This window comes from Actinacidiphila epipremni, assembly GCF_012034175.1.
Taxonomy (GTDB): domain Bacteria; phylum Actinomycetota; class Actinomycetes; order Streptomycetales; family Streptomycetaceae; genus Actinacidiphila; species Actinacidiphila epipremni.
Window position 1 is genome coordinate 54,896 of sequence record NZ_JAATEJ010000016.1, and the last position, 23,473, is coordinate 78,368.

The following is a 23,473-nucleotide window of genomic DNA, read 5'->3' on the forward strand; positions in this document are numbered from 1 at the left end:
AGTCGTCCCTTCGTCTGGGCTGCTCCGTGCACCACACTATGTGCGCATGCCCGAGAGCGCTGCGGGGATGCGCCCACAGGGGCCCGCCGACCCCCGTTCGGGTGGTGGCCGTACCGGAAGGCGAGGAGACCTGGTGACCATGGACCGACTGGCCAGGACCGTACGGGAGCAGGTCGCGCTGGGGCGGCTGCTCCCGCTGGGCGAGGCCGGGGATGCCGCCTGGATCACCGAGAGCGCCGCCGTGGCCGCGCTGCGGCGGGTCGCGGACGCACTGCCGGGGGTACGGCTGGGGGCGGTCGGGGTGCGGCTGGACGACGCCGGCGAGGACCCGGGTCCCGGGGGCGGGGCGGGCGAGGTGGCCGCGTTGGGCCGGGAGGATGACGCGGGCGGCGGGCCCCATGGGGCGGCGCCGACAGGGGCGCTGCCGTACGGGCCGCTGCGGATCACCGCGGACTTCGGGGCCGGGCTCGACGAGCCGCTGCCGCGCAGCGCCGAGCGGCTGCGGGCGGTGCTGTGGGCGACCGCGCGGGACGGGCTCGGGGTGCCGGTGCGGGCGGTGGACCTGGAGGTGTCGGGGCTGCTGGAGGGCGGGCCCGAGCTGGCGCAGGTGCGCGAGGGCGTGGTCGTCGAGGAGGGCGCGCAGGGCGAGGGCGCGCGGGAGCTGCCGGGCGCCGGGGAGGGGGCGCCCGGGGCGGCCGAGCGGGTGGCGGCGGCTGCGCTGGCCGTGCCGGGGGTGCTGCGGCTGACCCGGCGGCTCGCGGGGCTGGGCTCCGGCGTGCGGGTGCGCGACACGCAGGACGCCCCGGGGCGCCGGGTGCAGGTGCAGTTCGCGGTGGCGGCCGGGCACCGCCCGTACGAGGTGGCCCGGGCGGTGACGGCCGCGATCACCGCCGCCGCGGCCCTGGACGCCCCGGGGCCGGTGGCGACGGCGGTGGTGGTGACGGACGCGTAGCCGCTGCCGCGCGGGCGTACCGCCCCCGGGCCGTACCGGCTACTCCGCGGCGCCGGCCAGGTCGCGCAGCCGGCGGCCCTGGGCGGCGCGTTCGGCGGCGTACTGCTCGGGCTCGGTGTGGGTCAGGGCGGTGCGCAGCAGGGCCTTGGTCTCGTTGACGGCGTCGCGGGGCGGGCCGAGCAGCGCGGCGGTGAGGTCGGCGACGGCGGCGTCGAGCTCGGCGGCGGGCACGACGGCGTTGGCCAGGCCGGTGCGCTCGGCCTCCTCGGCGTGCACGACCCGGCCGGTCACGCAGATCTCCAGCGCGCGGGCGTAGCCGACCAGTTCGGCCAGCGGCTTGGTGCCGGTGAGGTCGGGCACCAGGCCGAGGCTGGTCTCGCGCATGGCGAACTGCACGTCGTCGGCGCACACCCGCAGGTCGCACGCCAGCGCGAGCTGGAAGCCGGCGCCGATGGCATGGCCCTGGACGGCGGCGACCGTGATCAGGTCGGTGCGCCGCCACCAGGTGAAGGCCTGCTGGTAGGCGGCGATGGTCGCGTCGAGCTCGGCCGCGTCGCCGCGCCCGAGTGCGAGGAACGACGGCCCGCCGTCGAAGCCTTCGGGGGTGAACGCCTGCCGGTCGAGCCCGGCGGAGAAGGACGGCCCCTCGGCGCGCAGCACCGCGACCCGTACGGTCCCCGGCAGCAGCCGGCCCGCCTCGGTCAGCGCCTGCCACAGGGCGGGCGTCTGCGCGTTGCGCTTGGCCGGGTTGCACAGGGTGATGGTGGCGACGGCGCCGGTGCCGTCCAGCGCGAGCCGGATTCCGTCGCGGGCGAGCAGGATCGTGTCATCGGGCATCGGGGACCTCCGAGCGGACCGCGTACATGCGTGAGGAGCGAGGTGATTACCGAAGAGTAACCAACTGCTCGGTACGCAGGCCCGCGGGGTACGGGGAGGTGCCCCGCCCGTCGGGACCGGGCCGGGCGGCCCGGCCGGGGCGTGTCGGGCGTGACCTGCCGGTCAGGCGGTGACGGCCTTCTTGCCCCGTGTCGCTCCGCCGCGACCGCGCAGGGTCACGCCGGACTCGCTGAGCATCCGGTGGACGAACCCGTAGGACCGGCCCGTTTCCTCGGCCAGCGCACGGATGCTCGCACCGGAGTCGTACTTCTTCTTCAGGTCTGCCGCGAGCTTCTCGCGCGCGGCGCCGGTCACCCGGCTGCCCTTCTTCAGAGTCTCGGCCACCCGTGCCTCCTCCTGGGGAAGTGCGCTCTGGACTCTCATGATCACCCCTAAGCGCCTTCCTGGCCACCCATTCGACAAGGTCTGTCACCGCACATTCCCCAGCCGAATGCCCCGATAGTCATGGAAGAACGCTTCCGGGCGCGCATTTTCCGCCGGTAATTTCCGCGGGCGGAACTGCGCCCGCGCAATACCAGCAGGTCAGGGGCTGTCGGTAAGGTGTTTACCGACGTCACGCCACTGATCGTCGCGCCCCGCGGCGGTCGGGCGCCGGCGTGCGCCGGTACGAGCCGGACTCATGCAAATGACGGACGCGCGATGGGCCGAATGATCCATACGGCATGATCATCCGGCCGTTGACCAGGCCAGTGGCCCGCTCCCCCGCCGGGTCGCGGGCGGGCCTCAGGCGAGCGAGACCAGGTCCGCGTAGTCCTGGCCCCACAGGTCCTCGACGCCGTCGGGCAGCAGGATGATCCGCTCGGGCTGCAGCGCCTCCACCGCGCCCTCGTCGTGCGTGACCAGCACGACCGCGCCGGTGAAGGTGCGCAGCGCGCCCAGGATCTCCTCGCGGCTGGCCGGGTCGAGGTTGTTGGTCGGCTCGTCCAGCAGCAGCACGTTGGCGCTGGAGACGACCAGCGAGGCGAGCGCGAGCCGGGTCTTCTCGCCGCCCGAGAGCACACCGGCGGGCTTGTCGACGTCGTCGCCGGAGAAGAGGAACGAGCCGAGGATCTTGCGGATGTCCACCAGGTCGGTATCGGGCGCCGAGGAGCGCATGTTCTCCAGGACCGTGCGGTCCGGGTCCAGCGTCTCGTGCTCCTGGGCGTAGTAGCCGAGCTTGAGGCCGTGGCCCGGGGTGACCTCGCCGGTGTCGGGGGTCTCCACGCCCGCCAGCAGCCGCAGCAGGGTGGTCTTGCCGGCGCCGTTCAGGCCCAGGATGACCACCCGGGAGCCGCGGTCGATCGCCAGGTCGACATCGGTGAAGATCTCCAGCGAGCCGTACGACTTCGACAGCCCCGAGGCCATCAGCGGCGTCTTGCCGCACGGCGCCGGGTCGGGGAAGCGCAGCTTGGCGACCTTGTCCGACACGCGTACCGCGTCCAGGCCGGCGAGCAGCTTGTCGGCGCGGCGCGCCATGTTCTGCGCGGCGACCGTCTTGGTCGCCTTGGCGCGCATCTTGTCGGCCTGCGAATTGAGGGCCGCGGCCTTCTTTTCCGCATTCGCGCGTTCGCGCTTGCGGCGCTTCTCGTCGGCCTCGCGCTGCTGCTGGTAGAGCCGCCACCCCATGTTGTACACATCGATGTGGGCGCGGTTGGCGTCGAGATAGAACACCTTGTTGACGACCGTCTCGATGAGGTTCACGTCGTGCGAGATGACGATGAATCCGCCGCGATAGGTCTTCAGGTAGTCGCGCAGCCAGCTGATGGAGTCCGCGTCCAGGTGGTTGGTGGGCTCGTCGAGCAGCAGGGTGTCGGCGTCGGAGAACAGGATCCTGGCGAGCTCCACCCGGCGCCGCTGGCCGCCGGAGAGGGTGTGCAGCGGCTGGCCGAGGATGCGGTCGGGCAGGCCGAGCGCCGCCGCGATGGTCGCCGCCTCGGCCTCGGCGGCATAACCGCCCTTGGTGAGGAACTCCGTTTCCAGCCGGGCGTATTTCTTCATCGCGTTCTCGCGCGTGGCGCCTTTTCCGGTCGCCATCCGCTGCTCGTTCTCGCGCATTTTGCGCAGCACGACGTCGAGTTCGCGGGCGCCGAGGATGCGGTCGCTGGCGAGGGTCTCCAGGTCGCCGGTGCGCGGGTCCTGCGGGAGGTAGCCGACCTCGCCGGAGCGCGTGACGGTGCCGGCGGCCGGCTGGCCCTCGCCGGCCAGGACCTTGGTGAGGGTGGTCTTGCCGGCGCCGTTGCGGCCGACCAGTCCGATGCGGTCGCCCTTGGCGACCTGGAAGGAGGCGGACTCGATGAGGACGCGGGCGCCGGCGCGCAGCTCAATGCCGCTGGCAGTGATCACGGGGTGTGCTCCATGGCGTGGCGGAGGGCCTGGCGGCCGGACGGACCGGCAGGACCGGGAAACGGGCGGACCGGATGGACCGGGTGGAACCGGTGGGGCCGGATGGACGCGGGCAACGGGGCGTCGCGCGTCACGCCAGGGGCTAATCGAGGACCAGTACAGCCATACGGGCCAGTCTAACCGGCGCGCGCCAGGGGATTTCCGTCCCGCCGGTAAGGGCCGGTCCACGAGGCGGCCGGTCCTTGCCGGGGACGCCGGCGGGCGGGGCCCGCCGGGTGGTGCGGGCGGGTCAGGACTCGCCGGTGTGGACCTGGAAGGCCGCCTTGCGCATGGCCTTGGCCAGCACCGGGTCGGGGTGCGCGGCGGCGAGCGCCACGAGGACCTGCACGGTGCGGGGGTGACCTACGTCACGCACCTCCTGGAGCAGTCCGGGCACCGAGCCCTGCACGGCGGTCTCCAGGTGGCTGACAAGGAGGTGGTCCTCGCCGTGGTCGGCGACGGCGGCGGCGGTGTCCACCCACAGCCAGGTCGCCTCCTCGCGGGTCAGCAGCCGGGTCGCGGTGTCCGGGTCGTCGCCGTCGAGTTCGGCGAGCCACAGCACCGCGTACGGCCGCAGGCCCGGCTCGTCGACGACCGCGCGCACCGCGGGCTCGGCCGGTTCGCCGACGACCCGCAGCGCCTCGAAGGCCAGGCCGCGCAGCAGCGCGTCGTCACCGCGGGCGGTCTCCAGGAGCTCGGCGACGGCCGGGGCGACCGGGCGGGCGGCGAGCCAGGCGCGGTATTCGGCGCGGGCGGGGCCGGGCGAGAGCCGGGCGCAGGCGCGCAGCATGGTCGCGGCGGACTGCTCGATGTGCCCGGCCGGGCCCTGGGCGGCGACGCAGATCTGCTCCAGCTTGACCCACACCGCCCAGCTGCCGAGCGCGGTGAGCGCGACCTCGTCGGGGCGGGCCGGGTCGCGCGGCTGGAGCGCTCCCACCCTGCCGACGGCCTCCAGCGTCCAGTCCAGCAGTGTCGGCAGCGGGTCGCCGGCCCCGTCGGCGGGCGGCTCGTGGCGCTCGGTGCGCAGCTCGGCGACGCGCTGGCGCAGCAGGTCCAGCAGGGTGTCGATCGGCACCGGCCCGTTGGACAGATGCAGGAAGGACAGCAACTGCGGTGCGGCCTCGATGACTTCGGCGACCAGCGCCGGGTCGGGCCCGGGCCGGCCGCCGGGCGGCGAGGGCAGGAAGGGGTGGGCGAGCGACCAGGCGTCGAAGAGCGCGACCCAGCCGCGCAGCACGGCGGTGTCGTCGGTGTCCCAGGCGCGCAGCCGCCAGCCGGGCCGGGCGGTGCCGCCGTGCAGCTCGATCAGGCCGGAGAGCCTGGCGCGGTCCCAGGCGGTGCGGATCTGGCCGGGGGTCAGGTCCAGGTCCGCGGCGGCGCGGGCCAGGACGTCGTCGGGCAGTATGCCGGTCGGTCCGGCGGTGCCGGGCCCGGTGCCGGCCCAGCGCGCCAGCCGCGCGGCGGCGGCGAGTTCGGCGCGGGCGAACCGGGCCAGGTCCGGGAGCGGGGGGGTGCCTTCGGGCGGGCGCGGCGGTCTTGGCCTGCGCGTGGCCGCGGTCCTGCGGGCGGCGGTGAGCGGCCGGCGGGGGACAAGGCGGAGCGGAGTGTCTCGCGGGCTACGGGACGTCACTGGAGAAGTCTCGCCCCATCGCGCCCAGATTCCCAATCGGCCGATCCCGCACGGCCGGTACGCCCGCCGCCCGCGCCCGCGCGGGGCCCCGCGCGGGCCGGTGACCGGCGGCTTCACCGGCGCCCGCCGGCCCGGCTCACATGAGCGGGGTCAGGAAGCGGCGCAGGCTCTCCTCGTACGCCTCCGGGTCGGCGTTCCACATCGCGCCGTGCTCGGCGCCGCGGACGGTGTGCAGCACGATGCGGTCCGGGTGGCGGTCGGCGAGGGCGCGGGAGGCGGCCCAGGGCGCGAGGGTGTCGTCGGGGCCGTGGAAGACCACCGTGGGGACGGTGGGCGGCGCCGGGTCGGCGGGCGCGGTGTCGGCCTGCCGGCCGGGTACGTTCGTGCGGCCCTCGGCGGCCCGGATCGCCAGCGGGGTGAGCGGCGCGGGCATGCCGTGCCGGTGCGCGGCGGCGGCGACGGTGCTGCGCCAGTCCAGCACCGGCGAGTCCAGCACCAGGCCCACGACCCGGTCCCGTACGCCCGACAGGCGGTGGGCGTGCAGGGCCATGGTGGCGCCGACCGACCAGCCGTACAGCACGATGCGCCGGGCGCCGTACTCGACGGCGTAGCGCATGGCCGCGTCCACGTCGCGCCATTCGGTACGGCCGAGGTGGCTGATGCCGTCGGGCGGCGGCGGGGCGCCGGGGTCGCCGCGGTAGCCGAGGACGAGCTGGGTCAGGCGGTGCTTGTGCAGGGCGGGCAGCACGTTCAGGGCGTGCTCGCGGGTGGCGTCCAGGCCGTGCACGGTGATGACCCAGGTGGTGCGGGCGCCGGGCAGGTACCATCCGGGCAGCGGGCCCAGCTCGCCGGGCACGTCCACCTCGGTGTACTCCAGGCCGAGCGCGACATGCGGGTTGCCGCGGTGCACCTGCGGGGTGAAATGGACGGGGGTGCCGGCGTCGAGCGAGCCGTGCGGCACGGCGAGCAGCTTGCGCGTGACGGTGTAGGCGGCGCCGTCCACGACGTCGCCGGTGACGGCGTGCAGGCCGCCGCGGCCGGTGAGCCCGTAGACCCCGCGCCGCACCGAGGCGGGGGTGCGGGTGAGGGTGACGCGGTCCTCGGTGACGGTGTGCACCGTGACGGCGCCCTCGCCGTTGCCGGCGCCGCCCCGGCGCAGGGCAAACCTCGATCCGTACCGGCCGGCCACCACGAGGGCGGCGGTGCCGGCACCCAGCACGGTCGTGGCCGTGGCCACGGCGGTTCGCAGTCGCATCCCGTCCAGTCTCACCGTTGCCCGTGTTCCCGGCCATCCGGAGCGGAAACCGCGGGCAGCCGCTCAGTCCGGTCGGCCGTATCCGGCGAGCGCCCGGGCGGCCCGCGCGAGCGCGTCCGGCGGGAGGGTGCGCGGGGTGCCGGCGGCGCTCGCCAGCAGCCAGACCCTGCTCATCCATTCGAGCTGCGCGGTGTGCTCGTAGGCCCGCTCCAGGGTCGCGGCGTGCACGAGCGTGCCGTGGTTGGCCAGCAGGCAGCCGGTACGGTCGCGCAGCGCGGCCAGGGCGGCCTCGGCGAGTTCCGCGGTGCCGTAGAGCGCGTAGCGGGCGACCCGGACGGGGCCGCCGAGGGCCGCGGTCATGTAGTGGACGGCCGGCAGCTCGTCGGTGAGCAGCGAGACCGCGGTGGCGTGCGGCGCGTGGGTGTGCACGATCGCGGCGGCGCCGGTCTCCCGGTAGACGGCCAGGTGCAGCGGCAGCTCGCTGGTGGGGCGCAGCGCGCCGCGCACCTGCCGCCCGTCGAGGTCCACGGCGACCAGGTCGCCGGGCCGCAGCCGGTCGTAGGGCACGCCCGTCGGGGTGACGGCGACCAGGTCGCCGACCCGGGCCGAGACATTGCCGGACGTGCCGACGACCAGGCCGTCCGCGACACTGCGGCGGGCGGTGTCCACCACGTCCGACCAGGCCCTCTCCAGGGCGTCCTGCCGCTTTTCCGCCACACCGGATCCCTCCGCTCGCCGGGGCCCCGCCGGGCCGTTGCCGCCGGGCGCGGGCGCCAGTAGCGTCCCAGCCCACGTCATCGGCCCACCGCACGCGTCCACATCGCTCGTCCGCAGCGCTCGTCCGCATCAGGCGTCCGCATCAGGCGTCCGCACGTCCGCACACGTCCGCGGGGATTGCAGGGGAATTATGACCACCGTCAACGGCGGCATCTCGTTCTGGTACGCGGCCGGCGGCGTCCCGCTGCCCCGCGCGCCGCTGCCCGGCGACACGGACGCCGACGTGGTGGTCGTCGGCGGCGGCTTCACGGGGCTGTGGACCGCGTACTACCTCAAGCAGGCGCTGCCGTCGCTGCGGATCACCGTGCTGGAGGCGCGCTTCTGCGGTTACGGCGCCTCGGGGCGCAACGGCGGCTGGCTCTACAACGGCGTCGCCGGCCGCGACCGCTACGCCCGGCTGCACGGGCACGACGCGGCCGTACGGCTCCAGCGGGCGATGAACGGCGCCGTGGACGAGGTCGTGCGGGTCGCGGCGGCCGAGCGGATCGAGGCGGCCGTCCGGCGCGGCGGCGTACTCGAAGTGGCCTGCTCCCCCGCGCAGTTGGCGCGGCTGCGGGCGTACCACGCGCGGGAGGCGGCCTTCGGCGAGACCGACCGGCTGCTGCTGGACGCCGCCGAGGCGGCGGACCGGGTGCGGGTGGCGGGCGCGCTCGGCGGCACCTGGACACCGCACGGCGCCCGGGTGCAGCCGGCCGAACTGCTGCGGGGGCTGGCGGCGGCGGTGGAGCGGCTGGGGGTGGCGGTCCACGAGTCCACTCCGGTGACCGGGATCCGCCCCGGGCGGGCGGTGACCGCGCACGGCACGGTCCGGGCGCCGTACGTGCTGCGCTGCACGGAGGGCTTCACCGCGTCGCTGGCGGGGCAGCGGCGCACCTGGCTGCCGATGAACTCCTCGATGATCGTCACCGAGCCGCTGCCGCCGCGGGTGTGGGCGGCGATCGGCTGGGAGGGCTGCGAGACGCTGGGCGACATGGCGCACGCGTACATGTACGCGCAGCGCACCGCGGACGGCCGGATCGCGCTCGGCGGGCGCGGGGTGCCGTACCGCTTCGGCTCGCGCACCGACCACGACGGGCGGACGGACCCGCGCACGCTCGCCGCGCTGCGGGAGGTCCTGGCGCGGCTCTTCCCGGCCGCCGCCGGGGTGCCGGTCGCGCACACCTGGTCGGGGGTGCTGGGGGTGCCGCGCGACTGGTGCGCGAGCGTGCATCTGGACCGGGGCAGCGGGCTCGGCTGGGCGGGCGGCTACGTCGGCAGCGGGGTGGCCGCCTCGAACCTGGCCGGGCGGACGCTGCGCGACCTGGTGCTGCGGGCGTCCGGGGCGGGCGCGGACAGCGAGCTGACGGGGCTGCCGTGGGTGGGCCACCGGGTGCGGCGCTGGGAGCCGGAGCCGCTGCGGTGGGCGGGGGTTCGGGGGCTGTACGCGGCCTACCGCGGGGCGGACCGGCGGGAGTCGGCGGGGCGGAGCGCGGCGACGGACCCGGTGGCGCGGCTGGCGGACCGGGTGTCGGGGCGGCACTGAGGGCGTTGTGTGCGGGGCGGCTCCTGGGGGCGGCTTTGGTCGGCGGCTTGTGTCGGCGGCATCCGTCGGCGGCTCCGCCGCGGGGCTGCTTTCCGCCGGGGGCTGGCGTCGCCCGCGACCCCGGGCGTATACCGGAGTGAGCCGTTCCGTTGGCATTGTGTTCACCGACCTGCAATGTCGGCACCACGAGTCCGCCCTCAGTTCACCTTCCGTTCATCATGCAACCGTACGGTCGGCTCGCCACTGTCCGATCGAACGATTGCCTGGGCCCGCCCATGGAACACATGACGCTCCTGATCGGAATCGTCATCGTCACCGCTCTCGCGTTCGATTTCACGAACGGTTTCCACGACACGGCCAACGCGATGGCCACCACCATCTCCACCGGCGCGCTGCGGCCCAGGACGGCGGTGGCCATGTCGGCCGTGCTGAACCTGGTCGGCGCCTTCCTGTCCGTCGAGGTCGCCAAGACCATCTCCGGCGGCATCATCGACGAGTCCGCGGGCGTCAGGCCCCAGATGATCTTCGCGGCGCTGGTGGGCGCGATCGTCTGGAACATGCTGACGTGGCTGGCCGGACTGCCCTCCAGCTCCTCGCACGCGCTGTTCGGCGGGCTCATCGGCGCGACGCTCGTCGCGGTCGGGCGGCACGGCGTGCACGGCGACGCGGTCGTCATGAAGGTCCTGATCCCCGCGCTCGCCGCGCCCTTCGTGGCGGGCCTGGCCGCCTTCGCCGCGACCCGGCTGAGCTACTTCCTGGACCGCAAGGCCGACCCCGCCGCGACCGCCAAGGGCTACCGGGCCGGGCAGATCGCCTCCGCGGGCCTGGTCTCGCTGGCCCACGGCACGAACGACGCGCAGAAGACCATGGGCGTGATCACCCTCGCGCTCATCACCGGCGGTGTCGTCGCCCCGCACTCCGACCCGCCGCTGTGGGTCATCGTGTCGGCGGGCGCGGCGATCGCGCTGGGCACGTACATCGGCGGCTGGCGGATCATCCGCACCATGGGCAAGGGCCTGACCGACATCCGGCCGCAGCAGGGCTTCGCCGCGCAGACCGGCGCGGCGGCGACCATCCTGGCCTCCTCCCACCTGGGCTTCGCGCTGTCCACGACGCAGGTCTGCTCCGGCTCCGTGATGGGCGCGGGGCTCGGCCGCAAGGGCGCGGTGGTGCGCTGGAGCACCGCAGGGCGCATGGTCGCCGCGTGGGCGCTGACGCTGCCGGCGGCCGGCCTGGTCGGCGCGGGGGCCGCGCTGCTGGCCGACCAGGGCACGTGGGGCGTGGCGGCGGTGGCCGCGCTGGGCCTGGCGATCTGCCTGACGATCCGGGCGGCGGCACGGCGCAGGCCGGTGACGCACGCGAACGTCAACGAGGAGGTCGCGGTGAGCGCGGCGGAGGCGACGGGCGCGGCGCCGGCGGGGGCTGCGGCTGCCGCGCCGGTGGGCGCGCCGGTCATCGCGGCGGTGGCTGCCGCGGAGGATGCGCCCGCCGGCGCTGCGGCGGGCGCGCCGGTGGGGGCCGCGGGTGCTCCGGTCGGTGCGCTCGCAGCCGCTGGGACTGCCGGGGCCGCTGCGGACGTTGCGGACGCCGCCGAGCCGCCGGGCGTCGTCACCGCGGCGATCGCGGCGGTGCTGCCGCCGCCGGCCGGGCCGATCGCCGGGCCGGGTCCGTCCTCCCCCGCTCCCTCCCCCTCTCCCGCGACCGCGGCCTGAGGGCCGGCAAGGAGTCCCGTATGAGCATCGACTGGCACGCCCTCGGGTCCGTCCTGGTGGTCACGCTGCTGTCCACCGTCGGCCTGGTCGGCGTCTTCACCCTTGGCGTGGTGGGCCTGTCCCGGCCCGCCGCCGGGCCCGCGGGGACCGCCCTGCGCGGCGGCGCGTACGTCTGCTTCGCCGCGTGCGCCGCGGCGGTCGCGTGGGGCATCTGGCTCATCGTCGCCAAGTAGCGCGGCGGCTTCCCGGCGGCGGAGGGGGTGGCGCGGTGTGGACCGTGCCACACTCCGTCGCCGCAGGTCACGGCGGGTTGACGGGGTCATTCCGGGCGTGGTGGACTGCCAGGTGCCATTGCGGCGGCAGGAGAGGAAGTCCGGTGTGAATCCGGCGCGGTCCCGCCACTGTCACCGGGGAGTGCACTCCCAACCCGTACGTCACGGCCGGCTTGCCGGTTGGAAGACCGGGAGTGCGTAGATCCGGGAGCCAGGAGACTCTCACCGCCGGTCACGTCGAACCAGGGCGCGGACCCTGAGTGAGGACTTCAGCCATGCCCGGCGCCACTCCCCCTCCGTCCCGACCCCCACGTCCGCGACGCCCGCGGCGCTTCCGGCAAGGTGTGACGGCGGTCTGAGCCGATGCGTGCCGATCGCTCCTACGCGTACGGCGCCGCACTCGGCTTCCTCGGCGATCTCGTCGCGGGTGACCCGCGCCGTGGCCATCCGGTCGCGGCGTTCGGGCGCGCGGCGGGGGCGCTGGAGCGCCGGATGTGGCGTGACGACCGGTTCAGCGGTGCCGTGTACGCGGTGCTGTGCGCCGGTACGGCGGCGTCCGCCGCGGCGCTCGCCGACCGCGCGGTGCGCCGCTCCCCCGCGCTGTCCGCGGCCCTGACCGCCGTATGCGCCTGGACGGTGCTCGGCGGCACGTCGCTGGCCCGGGAGGCGCGGGCGATCGGGGCCGCGCTGGAGGCGGGCGACATCGAGGCGGCGCGGGCGCGGCTGCCGCACCTGTGCGGGCGGGACCCGCAGGGCCTTGACGCCGCCGGGATCGCCCGGGCGGTGGTGGAGTCCGTCGCGGAGAACACCTCCGACGCGGTGGTGGGGGCGCTGGTGTGGGGCGCGGTCGGCGGGCCCGCCGGGCTCGCGGGCTTCCGCGCGGTCAACACGCTGGACGCGATGGTCGGGCACCGCTCGCCGCGGTATCTGCGCTTCGGGTGGGCCGCGGCCCGGCTCGACGACGCGGTGGGCCGGCCGGGGGCCCGGCTGACCGCGGCGCTGGCCGTGCTGGCAGGCCCGCACCCCCGCGACGCCCTGCGCGTCTGGCGCCGCGACGCCGCCGCCCACCCCAGCCCCAACGCCGGCCCCGTCGAAGCCGCCTTCGCCGGCGCCCTCCGCGTCCGCCTCGGCGGCCCCCTCAGCTACGCCGGCCGCCCCGACCCGCGCCCCGTCCTGGCCGCCGAGCACCCAGCGCCGACCGCCGCGGACATCCCCCGCGCCATCGCCTTGTCCCGCCGCGTCTCGGCCCTGTCCCTGGGCCTGACGATCGCCGCCCGCCTCGCCGCCGGAAGGCTCTCCCGGCCGCCGGCCGCCAGGGGTGGCGCGTGAAGGGGCTCATGGTGGCCGGGACGGCGTCCGATGCGGGCAAGAGCGTGCTCACCGCGGGGATATGCCGGGTGCTGGTGCGGCGCGGGGTGCGGGTCGCGCCGTTCAAGGGGCAGAACATGTCGCTGAACTCGTTCGTCACGCGGGACGGCGCCGAGATCGGCCGGGCGCAGGCCATGCAGGCGCAGGCCGCCCGGGTGGAGCCCTCCGCGCTGATGAACCCCGTGCTGCTCAAGCCCGGCGGCGACCGCAGCAGCCAGGTCGTGCTGCTGGGCAAGCCGGTCGGCGAGATGTCCGCGCGCGGCTACCACGGCGACGGCGGCCTCCAGGGCGACCTCGTCGACGTCGTCGCCGACTGCCTGGCCACGCTGGGCGGCGCGTACGACGCGGTGGTGTGCGAGGGCGCCGGCAGCCCCGCCGAGATCAACCTGCGGCGTACCGACATCGTCAACCTGGGCCTCGCGCGGCGCGCGAACCTGCCCGCGCTGCTCGTCGGCGACATCGACCGCGGCGGCGTCTTCGCCGCCTTCTACGGCACGACCGCCCTGCTCCCGCCCGAGCAGCAGGCCCTGCTCGCCGGCTATGTCGTCAACAAGTTCCGCGGTGACGTGACGCTCCTGGAGCCCGGCCTGGACATGCTGCACGGCCTCACCGGCAGGCGCACCTTCGGCGTCGTGCCGTACGCGCGCGGCCTGACCATCGACGAGGAGGACGGCCTGCATGTGCGCAGCTACGCGGCCGGTCCCCCGTACGGCAGGGACACCCTGCGGGTCGCGGCGATCCCGCTCCCCCTGATGTCGAACTTCACCGACCTCGACGCCCTCGCCGCCGAGCCCGGCGTGGAGGTGCGCTTCACCGACCGGCCCGAGGACGTCGCCGCCGCGGACCTGGCCGTGCTGCCGGGGACCCGCGGCACCGTGCGGGCCCTGGAGTGGCTGCGGGCGAGCGGCCTGGCCGCGGCGGTGGAGCGGCGCGCCGCCGAGGGCCGCCCGGTCCTCGGCATATGCGGCGGCTTCCAGATCCTGGCCGAACGCATCGAGGACGACATCGAGTCGAGGGCCGGTACGGTCCGCGGCCTCGGCCTGCTGCCGGTCCGGGTGCGGTTCGCCGCGCGGAAGACCCTGGCCCGCCCGCAGGGCGAGGAGTACGGCGAGCCGGTCGCCGGCTACGAGATCCACCACGGCGTCGCCGAAGTCCTCGGCGGTGACGAGCAGTTCCTCGACGGCTGCCGCAACGGCCCGGTGTGGGGCACCCATTGGCACGGCTCCCTGGAGAGCGACGGCTTCCGCCGCGCCTTCCTGCGCCGGGTCGCCGCGGTCGCCGGGCGTGATTTCACCCCGGCTCCCGGCACCGCCTTCGGCGCGCTGCGCGAGGACCAACTCGACCGGGTCGCCGACCTGGTCGAGGAGCACCTGGACACCGCCGCACTGCTGCGGCTCATCGAGGACGGCGCGCCCGCCGGCCTTCCCTTCGTCCCACCGGGGGCACCATGACGACCGTTCTGCTGCTGTCCACCGCGGACACCGACCTGCTGGCCGCCCGCGCCGCGACCGGCCGCGGCGGCCCGGACGCCGCGCGCTACCGCATCGCCAACCCCTCCCGGGTGGATCCGGCCGCCGACCTGCCCGGGCTGCTCGCGGGCGCCGACCTCGTCGTGGTGCGGCTGCTGGGCGGGCGCCGGGCATGGGAGGAGGGCCTGGCGGTGATCGCCGCCTCCGGGGTGCCCTCGGTGCTGCTGGGCGGCGAGAGCGTGCCGGACGCCGAGCTGATGGGCCTGTCGTCGGCGCCGGCCGGCGTGGTCGCCGAGGCGCTGCGCTACCTGGTGGAGGGCGGCCCGGACAACCTCGCGGAGCTGGCCCGCTTCCTGTCCGACACCGTGCTGATGAGCGGTGAGGGCTTCGAACCGCCGCGCGCGATGCCGCAGTTCGGGGTGCACGGCGGCTATGCCCACGACCCGGCGCGGCCCACGGTGGCGGTGCTCTTCTACCGGGCGCACGAACTGTCCGGCAACACCGCCTTCGTGGACACCCTGTGCGCGGCCGTGCAGGAGCGCGGCGCCAACGCCCTGCCCGTCTACTGCGGTTCGCTGCGCGGCGCCGACCCGGAGCTCTTCGCGCTGCTGGGCCGCGCGGACGTGATCGTCGCGACGGTGCTGGCGTCGGGCGGCACGGTCGCGGCGGACGCCTCGGCGGGCGGCGACGACGAGGCGTGGGATGTGGGCGCGCTCGCGGCGCTGGACGTGCCCGTGCTCCAGGGCCTGTGCCTGACGTCGTCGCGCAAGGCGTGGCAGGAGTCGGACGCGGCCCTGTCGCCGATGGACGCGGCGATGCAGGTGGCGATCCCGGAGTTCGACGGGCGGCTGGTCACCGTGCCGTTCTCCTTCAAGGAGACCGGCGAGGGCGATGTGCCGGTGTACGTGGCCGATCCGGAGCGGGCCGCGCGGGTCGCCGGGATCGCGGTGCGGCACGCGGCGCTGCGGCACACCCCGAACGCCGCCAAGAAGCTCGCGCTGGTCTTCACCGCCTACCCCACCAAGCACTCCCGGGTCGGCAACGCGGTGGGCCTGGACACCCCCGCCTCGGCCGTACGGCTGCTGGAGGCGCTGCGGGAGGCCGGCTACGACACCGGTGAACACCCGGCGGACGGCGACGAGTTGATCCACCGGCTGATCGCGGCCGGCGGGCACGACGTGGAGTGGCTGACCGAGGAGCAGCTGGCCGCCGCGCCGGCGCGGGTGCCGCTCGCGGACTACCGGCGGTGGTTCGCGGGCCTCGACGAGTCGCTGCGGGCGTCGATGCTGGAGCACTGGGGCGAGCCGCCGGGCTCCCTTTACGTGGACGGCGACGACATCGTGCTGGCGTCGCTGCGCTTCGGCAACGTGGTGGTGCTGATCCAGCCGCCGCGCGGCTTCGGCGAGAACCCGATCGCGATCTACCACGACCCGGACATGCCGCCGTCGCACCACTACCTGGCGGCGTACCGCTGGCTGGACCACACCTTCGGGGCCGACGCGATCGTGCACCTGGGCAAGCACGGCACGATGGAGTGGCTGCCGGGCAAGGGCCTGGGCCTGTCGGCGGCCTGCGCGCCGGACGCGGTGCTCGGCGAGATCCCGCTGGTCTACCCCTTCATCGTCAACGACCCGGGCGAGGGCACGCAGGCCAAGCGGCGCGGGCACGCCACCGTCGTGGACCATCTGGTGCCGCCGATGGCGCGCGCCGACACCTACGGCGACCTGGCGAAGCTGGAGCAACTGCTCGACGAGTACGCGCTGGTGAGCGATCTGGACCCGACCAAGGCGCCGGCGATCCGCGGCCGGATCTGGGAGCTGGTGCGGGCCGCGGAGCTGCACCACGACCTGCATGTCGAGGAGCAGCCCGGCGAGGACGACTTCGCCGACTTCGTGCTGCATGTGGACGGCTGGCTGTGCGAGATCAAGGACGTGCAGATCCGGGACGGCCTGCATGTGCTGGGCGGCGGGCCGGTGGGTGAGGCGCGGGTCAACCTGGTTTTGGCGGTGCTGCGTTCGGCGCAGGTGTGGGGCGGTGCGGGCGGCGCGCTGCCGGGGCTGCGGGCGGCGCTGGCCGAGCATGTCGGACTGGTGGAGAAGGAGTTGCTGGCCGCTCCCGGCGAAGTGGTCGCCGTACCCGAGGCGTTGACGGCGCTGGCGGCGGGTCCGGCGCGGACCGGTTCCGACGCGGTGGACCTGCTGGAGCAGTTGGCGCGGCGGCTCGCGGAGGGCATGGAGCAGCGCGGGTGGGCCGGCGGCGCGGCGGCGGAGCTGGTGCGGGAAGTGCTGGGCGCCGATGTGCCGGCCGTGCGCCGGGTGCTGGACTTCGCGGCGCAGGAGGTGGTGCCGCGGCTGGCCCGTACCACCGACGAGATCGACCACGTCCTGCGGGCGCTGCGCGGCGGTTACGTCCCCGCGGGCCCTTCGGGGTCGCCGACCCGGGGGCTGGTCAACGTCCTGCCGACCGGCCGGAATTTCTACTCCGTCGACCCCAAGGCGATCCCGTCCCGGCTGTCGTGGGACGTCGGCTCGGCGCTCGCGCAGTCGCTGCTGGCCCGGCACCTGGCCGACCAGGGCGCGTACCCGAAGTCGGTGGGGCTGACGGTGTGGGGCACGTCGTGCATGCGCACGCAGGGCGACGACATCGCGGAGATTTTGGCGCTGCTGGGCTGCCGCCCGGTGTGGGACGACGCCTCCCGCCGGGTCACCGGCTTCGAGGTGGTGCCGGCCGCGGAGCTGGGCCGGCCGCGGATCGACGTGACCGTGCGCATCTCCGGCTTCTTCCGGGACGCCTTCCCGCACGTGGTGGCGCTGCTGGACGACGCGGTGCGGGCCGTCGCCGAGCTGGACGAGCCGGCCGGCGCCAACTACGTACGGGCGCACGCGGACGAGGACACCGCGCTGCACGGCGACCGGCGGCGGGCCACCGCCCGGATCTTCGGTTCCAAGCCGGGTGCTTACGGCGCCGGCCTGCTGCCGCTGATCGACGCGCGCAACTGGCGCTCGGACGCCGACCTCGCGGAGGTCTACGCGGTGTGGGGCGGCTACGCCTACGGGCGCGGCCTGGACGGGCGGCCGGCCCGCGGCGACATGGAGGCCGCCTTCCGGCGCATCCAGGTCGCGGCGAAGAACGTCGACACGCGCGAGCACGACCTGGTCGACGCCGACGACTACTTCCAGTACCACGGCGGCATGGTCGCGATGGTGCGGCACCTGACCGGCGCCTCGCCGCAGGCGTACGTCGGCGACAGCGCGCTGACCGACCAGATCCGCACCCGCACCCTCGGCGAGGAGACCCACCGGGTCTTCCGCGCCCGGGTCGTCAACCCCCGCTGGATGGCGGCGATGCGGCGGCACGGCTACAAGGGCGCCTTCGAAATGGCCGCGACGGTCGACTACTTGTTCGGCTACGACGCGACGGCCGGGGTGGTGGACGACTGGATGTACGAGCGGCTGGCGGCGGAGTACGTCTTCGACGCGGAGAACGCGGATTTCATGCGCAAGTCCAACCCGTGGGCGCTGCGCGGCATTTCGGAGCGGCTGCTGGAGGCGGCCGACCGGGGCCTGTGGGCCGAGCCGGACCCGGCGACGCTGGCCCGGCTGCGCGAGACCTATCTCGCCCTGGAGGGCGACCTGGAGGGGGAGGAAGCATGACGTACCCGTTCAGTGCCCTGGTGGGCCAGGACGAACTGCGGCTCGCGCTGGTGCTCAACGCGGTCTCGCCGGCGGTCGGCGGGGTGCTGGTGCGCGGCGAGAAGGGCACCGCCAAGTCCACGGCGGTGCGGGCGATGACGGCGCTGCTCCCTGAGGTGGCGGTCGTGCCCGGCTGCCGGTTCTCCTGCGACCCGGCGGCGCCCGACGCCGGCTGCCCGGACGGGCCGCACCCGGCGGGCGCGGGCTCACGTGAACGCCCGGCGCGGCTGGTGGAGTTGCCGGTCGGCGCGGCCGAGGACCGGCTCGTCGGCGCGCTGGACATCGAGCGGGCTCTCGCGGAGGGCGTCAAGGCGTTCGAGCCGGGCCTGCTCGCGGCGGCGCACCGCGGCATCCTCTACGTCGACGAGGTCAACCTGCTGCACGACCACCTGGTCGACCTGCTGCTGGACGCGGCGGCGATGGGCGCGAGCCATGTCGAGCGCGAGGGCGTGTCGGTGACGCATGCCGCGCGTTTCCTGCTGGTCGGCACGATGAACCCCGAAGAGGGCGAGCTGCGCCCGCAGTTGCTGGACCGCTTCGGGCTGACGGTGGAGGTCGCGGCCTCCCGGGAGACCGACGAGCGGGTGGAGGTCGTACGGCGGCGGCTGGCGTACGACGCCGATCCGGCGGGTTTCGCGGCGGGTTGGGCGGCGCAGGAGCGTGCGGTGCGTGAACGCATCGTGGCGGCACGGGCGTTGCTGCCCGAGGTGCGGCTCGGCGACGCGGCGCTGCGGCAGATCGCGGCGACCTGCGCGGCCTTCGAGGTCGACGGGATGCGCGCGGACATCGTGATGGCCCGTACGGCGGTGGCGCTCGCCGCGTGGGCGGGCCGCACGGTCGTCCTGGCCGAGGACATCCGGCAGGCGGCGCTGCTGGCCCTGCCGCACCGGCGGCGGCGCAACCCCTTCGACGCGCCGGGCCTGGACGAGGACAAGCTGGACGACACGCTGGAGCGGGCGGCGGCCGAGGCGGGCCAGGACCCGGACGCCGGCCCGGAGCCCGACCCGGACCCGGATGCGGACCCGGACGGCGACGGGGGCGGCCCCGGTGGGGGCGGCGGGCAGCCGCCGCAGGACGGGGCGGGCCCGCGGGACGCCGCCGACGCGCCCTCCCCCGCCGACGAGCCCGACGAGCCCGGCGCTCCCGCGCCCGCCCCCGCGCCCGCGCCCGCCCCGGCCTCGGGTGAGGCGCCGGGTGAGGGCGGCACCGCGCCCGGCGGCGACGCCCCCCGCGAGCAGCCCGCGGCAGCCGCCACCGAACCCTTCCGGGTCCGCCCGCTGACCGTGCCCGGCCTCGGCGAGGGCGCCGCCGGCCGCCGCTCGCGGGCCCGTACCGCCTACGGCAGGACGACCGGCGCGCGGCGCCCGCACGGCGCCCTCGGCAAGCTGCACCTCGCCGCGACGGTGCGCGCCGCCGCCCCGTACCAGAAGGCAAGGGGCCGCAGCGGGCCGGGACTTGTGGTGCGCGGCGACGATCTGCGGGAGGCGGTGCGGGAGGGCCGCGAGGGCAATCTGGTGCTCTTCGTCGTGGACGCGTCCGGCTCGATGGCGGCGCGGCAGCGCATGTCGGCGGTCAAGGGCGCGGTGCTGTCGCTGCTGCTGGACGCCTACCAGCGGCGCGACAAGGTCGGTTTGGTCACCTTCCGCGGTGCGGACGCCGGGCTCGCGCTGCCGCCGACGTCGTCGGTGGACACCGGCGCGGCACGGCTGGCGAAGCTGCCGACCGGTGGCCGCACCCCGCTCGCGGCGGGCCTGCTCAAGGCGCACGACGTGCTGCGGGTGGAGCGGCTGCGCGATCCGGCGCGCCGCGCGCTGCTGGTCGTGGTGACCGACGGCCGGGCCACCGGCGGGCCCGAGCCGGTCGCGCGGGCGGCCAGGGCAGCCCGGCTGCTGGCCGCGTCGGGGACGGCCGCGGTGGTCGTGGACTGCGAGTCGGGGCCGGTGCGGCTGGGCCTTGCGGGCGCGCTCGCCGGTGAACTCGGCGGTGTCGCCGTGACGTTGGACGAACTGCGGGCCGACACCGTGTCGGCGCTGGTCAAGGACATCCGGAGGGCCGCGTAATGCCGCAGGGACAGCCCGCTTCCGTGCCCGACGACGGACTGACCACGCGGCAGCGCCGCAACCGGCCGCTGACGATCGTGCACACCGGTGCCGGCAAGGGGAAGTCCACCGCCGCCTTCGGGCTCGCGCTGCGCGCCTGGAACCAGGGCTGGCCGGTGGGGGTTTTCCAGTTCGTCAAGTCCGCGAAGTGGAAGGTCGGCGAGGAGCGGGCGCTGCGGGTGCTGGGCGCCTCCGGCGAGGGCGGCACGGTGGCCTGGCACAAGATGGGCGAGGGCTGGTCGTGGGTGCAGCGCTCGCTCGACAGCAGCGAGGACGCCGCCCGCGAGGGCTGGGAGCAGGTCAAGCGGGACCTGGCCGCGCAGACCTACCGGCTGTACGTCCTCGACGAGTTCGCGTACCCGATGCACTGGGGCTGGATCGACACCGCGGAGGTCGTGGCGGTGCTGCGGGAGCGGCCCGGGACGCAGCATGTCGTCGTCACCGGGCGGAACGCGCCGCAGCAGCTGCTCGACGCGGCGGACCTCGTCACCGAGATGAGCAAGGTCAAGCACCCCATGGACAGCGGCCAGAAGGGCCAGAAGGGCATCGAGTGGTAGCCCGGCTCGTCGTCGCCGCGCCGGCCTCCGGCAGCGGGAAGACCACCGTCGCGACCGGCCTGATGGCCGCGTTCACCGCGGGCGGCCTCGCCGTGTCCCCGCACAAGGTCGGCCCCGACTACATCGACCCCGGCTACCACGCGCTCGCCACCGGCCGCCCGGGCCGCAACCTCGACCCGTATCTGTGCGGCGAGCAGCGCGTCGTGCCGCTCTTCCTGCATGGCGCGGCCGGATGCGAACTCGCCGTCGTGGAAGGCGTGATGGGCCTGTTCGACGGCGCCGCCGGGCGCGGGGAGCAGGGTTCGACGGCGCAGGTGGCCAAGCTGCTGCGGGCGCCGGTGGTGCTCGTCGTGGACGCCTCGGCGCAGGCCCGCTCGGTGGCCGCGCTCGTCCACGGCTTCGCCTCCTTCGACCCGGGGGTGCGGCTCGCGGCGGTGGTCCTGAACAAGGTGGGCTCGGCGCGCCATGAGCGGATGCTGCGCGAGGCGCTGGAGGAGGTCGGCGTGCCGTGCGCGGGAGCGCTGCCGCGCGGCACCGCCCTGACCGTGCCCTCGCGCCATCTGGGCCTCGTCCCGGCCGCCGAACGCGCCGCCGCCGCACGGGACTTCGTGGCCGCGGCCGGGGCGCGGGTGCGGGAGAGCTGCGACCTGGAGCTGCTGCTGGGCCTGGCGCGGGCGGCTGCGCCGCTGGGCGGTGCGGCGTGGGATCCGGCGGCGGAGGTGACCGGCGCCGCGCCGGTGGGGGCCCGGCCCGGCGCGGGCGGTGGGCCGCCGGCCGGGGCGGCGCCCGTGGTGGCCGTCGCGCGCGGGGCCGCGTTCAGTTTCCACTACGCCGAGCAGGCGGAGCTGCTGGCCGCGGCGGGCGCCGAGGTCGTCGGATATGACCCGCTGGCGGACGAGGCACTGCCCGCCGGGGCGCGCGGGCTCGTGCTCGGCGGGGGCTTTCCCGAGCTGTACGCCGCGGAGTTGGCCGCCAACGAGCCGCTGCGGCAGCAGGTCGCGGGCTTTCGCGGGCCGGTCGCCGCGGAGTGCGCCGGACTGCTCTACCTCGGCCGGGAGCTGGACGGGCACGCCATGTGCGGGCGGCTGCCCGTCGCCGGGGCGATGACGGGGCGGCTCACGCTCGGCTACCGGGAGGCCGTCGCGCTCGCCGACAGCCCGCTGGCCGCGCCCGGGACCCGGCTGCGCGGCCACGAGTTCCATCGCACCGCCGTGACCCCGGCGGCGGGCGCCGCGCCCGCGTGGGGCTTCACGCACCCCGAGCGCCGTACCGAGGGCTTCGTGGACGGCGGCGTGCACGCCTCCTACCTGCATCTGCACTGGGCCGCCGAGCCGTCGCTGGCGACCCGCTTCGTCGAGAGGTGTGCCGCATGGACCTGACCGAGCCCCGCCTGACCGGTGTGGGGGTGGGCCCCGGCGACCCCGAGCTGGTCACCGTCAAGGGCGTGCACGCGCTGCGGGCCGCCGGGGTGGTCGTCGTGCCGGTGATGGACACCGGCGAGACCGGCCGCGCCGAGGCGACGGTGCTGCACTACGTGGAGCCGTCGCGTGTCGTCCGGGTCGTCTTCGCGCTCAACGAGCGCGCCGACCGGGCCCGCCGTGAGGCCGCGTGGGACGCGGCGGGTGCGAAGGTCGCGGACCTGCTGCGTACGCACGGCTCGGTCGCCTTCGCCACGATCGGCGACCCCAACGTCTACTCGACGTTCACCTACCTCGCCCAGACGGTGGGTGCGTCGGTGCCGGGCCTGGCGGTCGTGACCGTGCCGGGCATCACCGCGATGCAGGACCTCGCCGCCCGCAGCGGCGCCGTACTGACCGAGGGGACCGAGCCGTTGACGCTGGTGCCGGTCACGGCGGGGGCGGAGGTGCTGAAGGCCGCGCTGGAGGGGCCGGGCACGGTCGTGGCGTACAAGTTCGGCCGGCTGGCCGTGCAGGTCGCGGCGGCGCTGGCCGCGACCGGCCGCACGGAGGGCGCGGTGTGGGGCAGCGCGCTCGGGCTGCCCGGCGAGTCGATCCGGCCCGCGTCGCAACTCGCCGAGGACGGCGGGCCGTTGCCGTATCTGTCGACGCTGATCGCGCCCGCGCGGCGGGACGGCAGAGGAGGGAAGCTGTGAGCGGGAAGGTCACGATCGTCGGAGCCGGGCCGGGCGCGGCCGATCTGCTCACCTTCCGGGCGGCCGGGGCCATCGCGGCGGCCGACATCGTCATCTGGGCGGCAAGTCTGGTGCAGGCGGCGGTGCTTGAGCATGCCAGGCCCGGCGCGGAGATCCTGGACTCGGCGGTGATGTCGCTGGAGGACGTCGTCGCCGTCTACCAGCGGGCCGCCCGCGAGGACCTGCGGGTGGCCAGGATCCACTCCGGCGACCCCGCGCTGTGGGGCGGCACGCAGGAGCAGGTGGACCGGTGCGCGCAGCTCGGCATCGAGGTGGAGATCGTGCCCGGGGTGTCGTCGTTCTCGGCCGTCGCGGCTGCGGCGGGGCGGGAGTTGACGATTCCCGAGGTCGCGCAGTCGGTGGTGCTGACCCGGCTCGGCGGCGGGAAGACGCCGATGCCGCCCGGCGAGGAGGTGCGGGAGTTCGCGCGGCACGGCACGACGATGGCGGTCTTCCTGTCCGCCGCGCGGTCCGGGCAGCTCGCGGTGGAGCTGCTGGAGGGCGGCTACCCGGCGGACACGCCGGTGGTCGTGGCCCACCAGGTCAGCTGGCCCGAGGAGTTGCTGCTGCGCTGCACGGTCGCGACGCTGGAGGAAACGGTGAAGGCGCACCGGCTGTGGAAGCACACGCTCTTCCTCGTCGGGCCGGCGCTCGCCGCGTCCGGGACGCGCTCGCACCTCTACCACCCGGGCCACTTCCACGGCTTCCGCCGGGCCGACCCGGCGGCCCGGCGCGATCTGCGGGCGTCCCGTGGGTGA

Annotated in this window: 18 protein-coding genes and 1 riboswitch; of the genes, 12 read left to right on the forward strand and 6 right to left on the reverse strand. The window is 75.6% G+C overall.

What is annotated here, in order from left to right; translation table 11 throughout:
- The first annotated feature begins 133 nt into the window (after positions 1–133).
- Positions 134–952, forward strand: a complete 819-nt coding sequence (locus tag HCN08_RS19680; protein ID WP_407648842.1) for a nucleopolyhedrovirus P10 family protein — start codon at positions 134–136, stop codon at positions 950–952.
- 39 nt (positions 953–991) lie between these two features.
- Here HCN08_RS19680 and HCN08_RS19685 read toward each other — a convergent pair whose 3' ends face one another.
- The 6 genes from HCN08_RS19685 to HCN08_RS19710 all read right to left on the reverse strand — a co-directional run bounded on the left by HCN08_RS19685 (position 992) and on the right by HCN08_RS19710 (position 7,893).
- Positions 992–1,789 carry an enoyl-CoA hydratase/isomerase family protein gene (locus tag HCN08_RS19685; RefSeq protein ID WP_167984470.1) on the reverse strand — a complete coding sequence of 266 codons (798 nt, stop codon included), beginning with the start codon at positions 1,787–1,789 and terminating at the stop codon, positions 992–994.
- A 162-nt stretch (positions 1,790–1,951) separates the two neighbouring features.
- Positions 1,952–2,173, reverse strand: a complete 222-nt coding sequence (locus tag HCN08_RS19690; RefSeq protein ID WP_031522969.1) for a helix-turn-helix domain-containing protein — start codon at positions 2,171–2,173, stop codon at positions 1,952–1,954.
- Positions 2,174–2,572: 399 nt separating this feature from the next.
- Positions 2,573–4,171 (reverse strand): ABC-F family ATP-binding cassette domain-containing protein, encoded by a 1,599-nt coding sequence (locus tag HCN08_RS19695; protein WP_167984472.1) that lies wholly within the window; start codon positions 4,169–4,171, stop codon positions 2,573–2,575.
- Between the two features lie 289 nt (positions 4,172–4,460).
- Positions 4,461–5,840, reverse strand: coding sequence for a hypothetical protein (locus tag HCN08_RS19700; protein ID WP_167984473.1), 1,380 nt, complete (start codon positions 5,838–5,840; stop codon positions 4,461–4,463).
- A 136-nt stretch (positions 5,841–5,976) separates the two neighbouring features.
- On the reverse strand, positions 5,977–7,095 hold the full coding sequence (locus tag HCN08_RS19705) for an alpha/beta hydrolase (protein WP_167984474.1): 1,119 nt from the start codon (positions 7,093–7,095) through the stop codon (positions 5,977–5,979).
- 63 nt (positions 7,096–7,158) lie between these two features.
- Positions 7,159–7,893 (reverse strand): class II aldolase/adducin family protein, encoded by a 735-nt coding sequence (locus HCN08_RS19710; RefSeq protein ID WP_206318983.1) that lies wholly within the window; start codon positions 7,891–7,893, stop codon positions 7,159–7,161.
- A gap of 109 nt (positions 7,894–8,002) precedes the next feature.
- Here HCN08_RS19710 and HCN08_RS19715 point away from each other — a divergent pair, with 109 nt between their 5' ends.
- From HCN08_RS19715 to cobM, 11 genes are all read left to right on the forward strand, one after another.
- The gene (locus HCN08_RS19715) at positions 8,003–9,394 is read left to right on the forward strand and encodes an NAD(P)/FAD-dependent oxidoreductase (RefSeq protein WP_167984476.1); all 1,392 of its coding nucleotides are present in this window, start codon (positions 8,003–8,005) and stop codon (positions 9,392–9,394) included.
- Positions 9,395–9,669: 275 nt separating this feature from the next.
- Positions 9,670–11,106 carry an inorganic phosphate transporter gene (locus HCN08_RS19720; RefSeq protein ID WP_167984477.1) on the forward strand — a complete coding sequence of 479 codons (1,437 nt, stop codon included), beginning with the start codon at positions 9,670–9,672 and terminating at the stop codon, positions 11,104–11,106.
- A 20-nt stretch (positions 11,107–11,126) separates the two neighbouring features.
- On the forward strand, positions 11,127–11,339 hold the full coding sequence (locus tag HCN08_RS19725) for a hypothetical protein (protein ID WP_167984478.1): 213 nt from the start codon (positions 11,127–11,129) through the stop codon (positions 11,337–11,339).
- Between the two features lie 84 nt (positions 11,340–11,423).
- Positions 11,424–11,622: riboswitch (cobalamin riboswitch) on the forward strand.
- Positions 11,623–11,741: 119 nt separating this feature from the next.
- Positions 11,742–12,707, forward strand: coding sequence for a cobalamin biosynthesis protein (locus HCN08_RS19730; RefSeq protein ID WP_167984479.1), 966 nt, complete (start codon positions 11,742–11,744; stop codon positions 12,705–12,707).
- Between the two features lie 8 nt (positions 12,708–12,715).
- The gene (locus tag HCN08_RS19735; protein WP_167984578.1) at positions 12,716–14,197 is read left to right on the forward strand and encodes a cobyric acid synthase; all 1,482 of its coding nucleotides are present in this window, start codon (positions 12,716–12,718) and stop codon (positions 14,195–14,197) included.
- On the forward strand, positions 14,194–17,868 hold the full coding sequence (gene cobN, locus HCN08_RS19740; RefSeq protein ID WP_167984480.1) for a cobaltochelatase subunit CobN: 3,675 nt from the start codon (positions 14,194–14,196) through the stop codon (positions 17,866–17,868). Before HCN08_RS19735 ends, cobN begins: the two co-directional genes overlap by 4 nt.
- Positions 17,865–19,967 carry a putative cobaltochelatase gene (locus HCN08_RS19745; protein WP_167984481.1) on the forward strand — a complete coding sequence of 701 codons (2,103 nt, stop codon included), beginning with the start codon at positions 17,865–17,867 and terminating at the stop codon, positions 19,965–19,967. Before cobN ends, HCN08_RS19745 begins: the two co-directional genes overlap by 4 nt.
- A complete protein-coding gene (gene cobO / locus HCN08_RS19750; RefSeq protein WP_167984482.1) occupies positions 19,967–20,563 on the forward strand; it encodes a cob(I)yrinic acid a,c-diamide adenosyltransferase in 597 nt (198 codons plus the stop codon). The genes HCN08_RS19745 and cobO overlap by 1 nt, the downstream gene beginning before the upstream one ends.
- Positions 20,557–21,942, forward strand: coding sequence for a cobyrinate a,c-diamide synthase (locus tag HCN08_RS19755; RefSeq protein ID WP_167984483.1), 1,386 nt, complete (start codon positions 20,557–20,559; stop codon positions 21,940–21,942). The genes cobO and HCN08_RS19755 overlap by 7 nt, the downstream gene beginning before the upstream one ends.
- Entirely contained in the window at positions 21,933–22,676 is a 744-nt protein-coding gene (cobI, locus tag HCN08_RS19760; RefSeq protein ID WP_167984484.1) for a precorrin-2 C(20)-methyltransferase, read from the forward strand. The genes HCN08_RS19755 and cobI overlap by 10 nt, the downstream gene beginning before the upstream one ends.
- Entirely contained in the window at positions 22,673–23,473 is an 801-nt protein-coding gene (gene cobM / locus HCN08_RS19765) for a precorrin-4 C(11)-methyltransferase (RefSeq protein WP_167984485.1), read from the forward strand. Before cobI ends, cobM begins: the two co-directional genes overlap by 4 nt.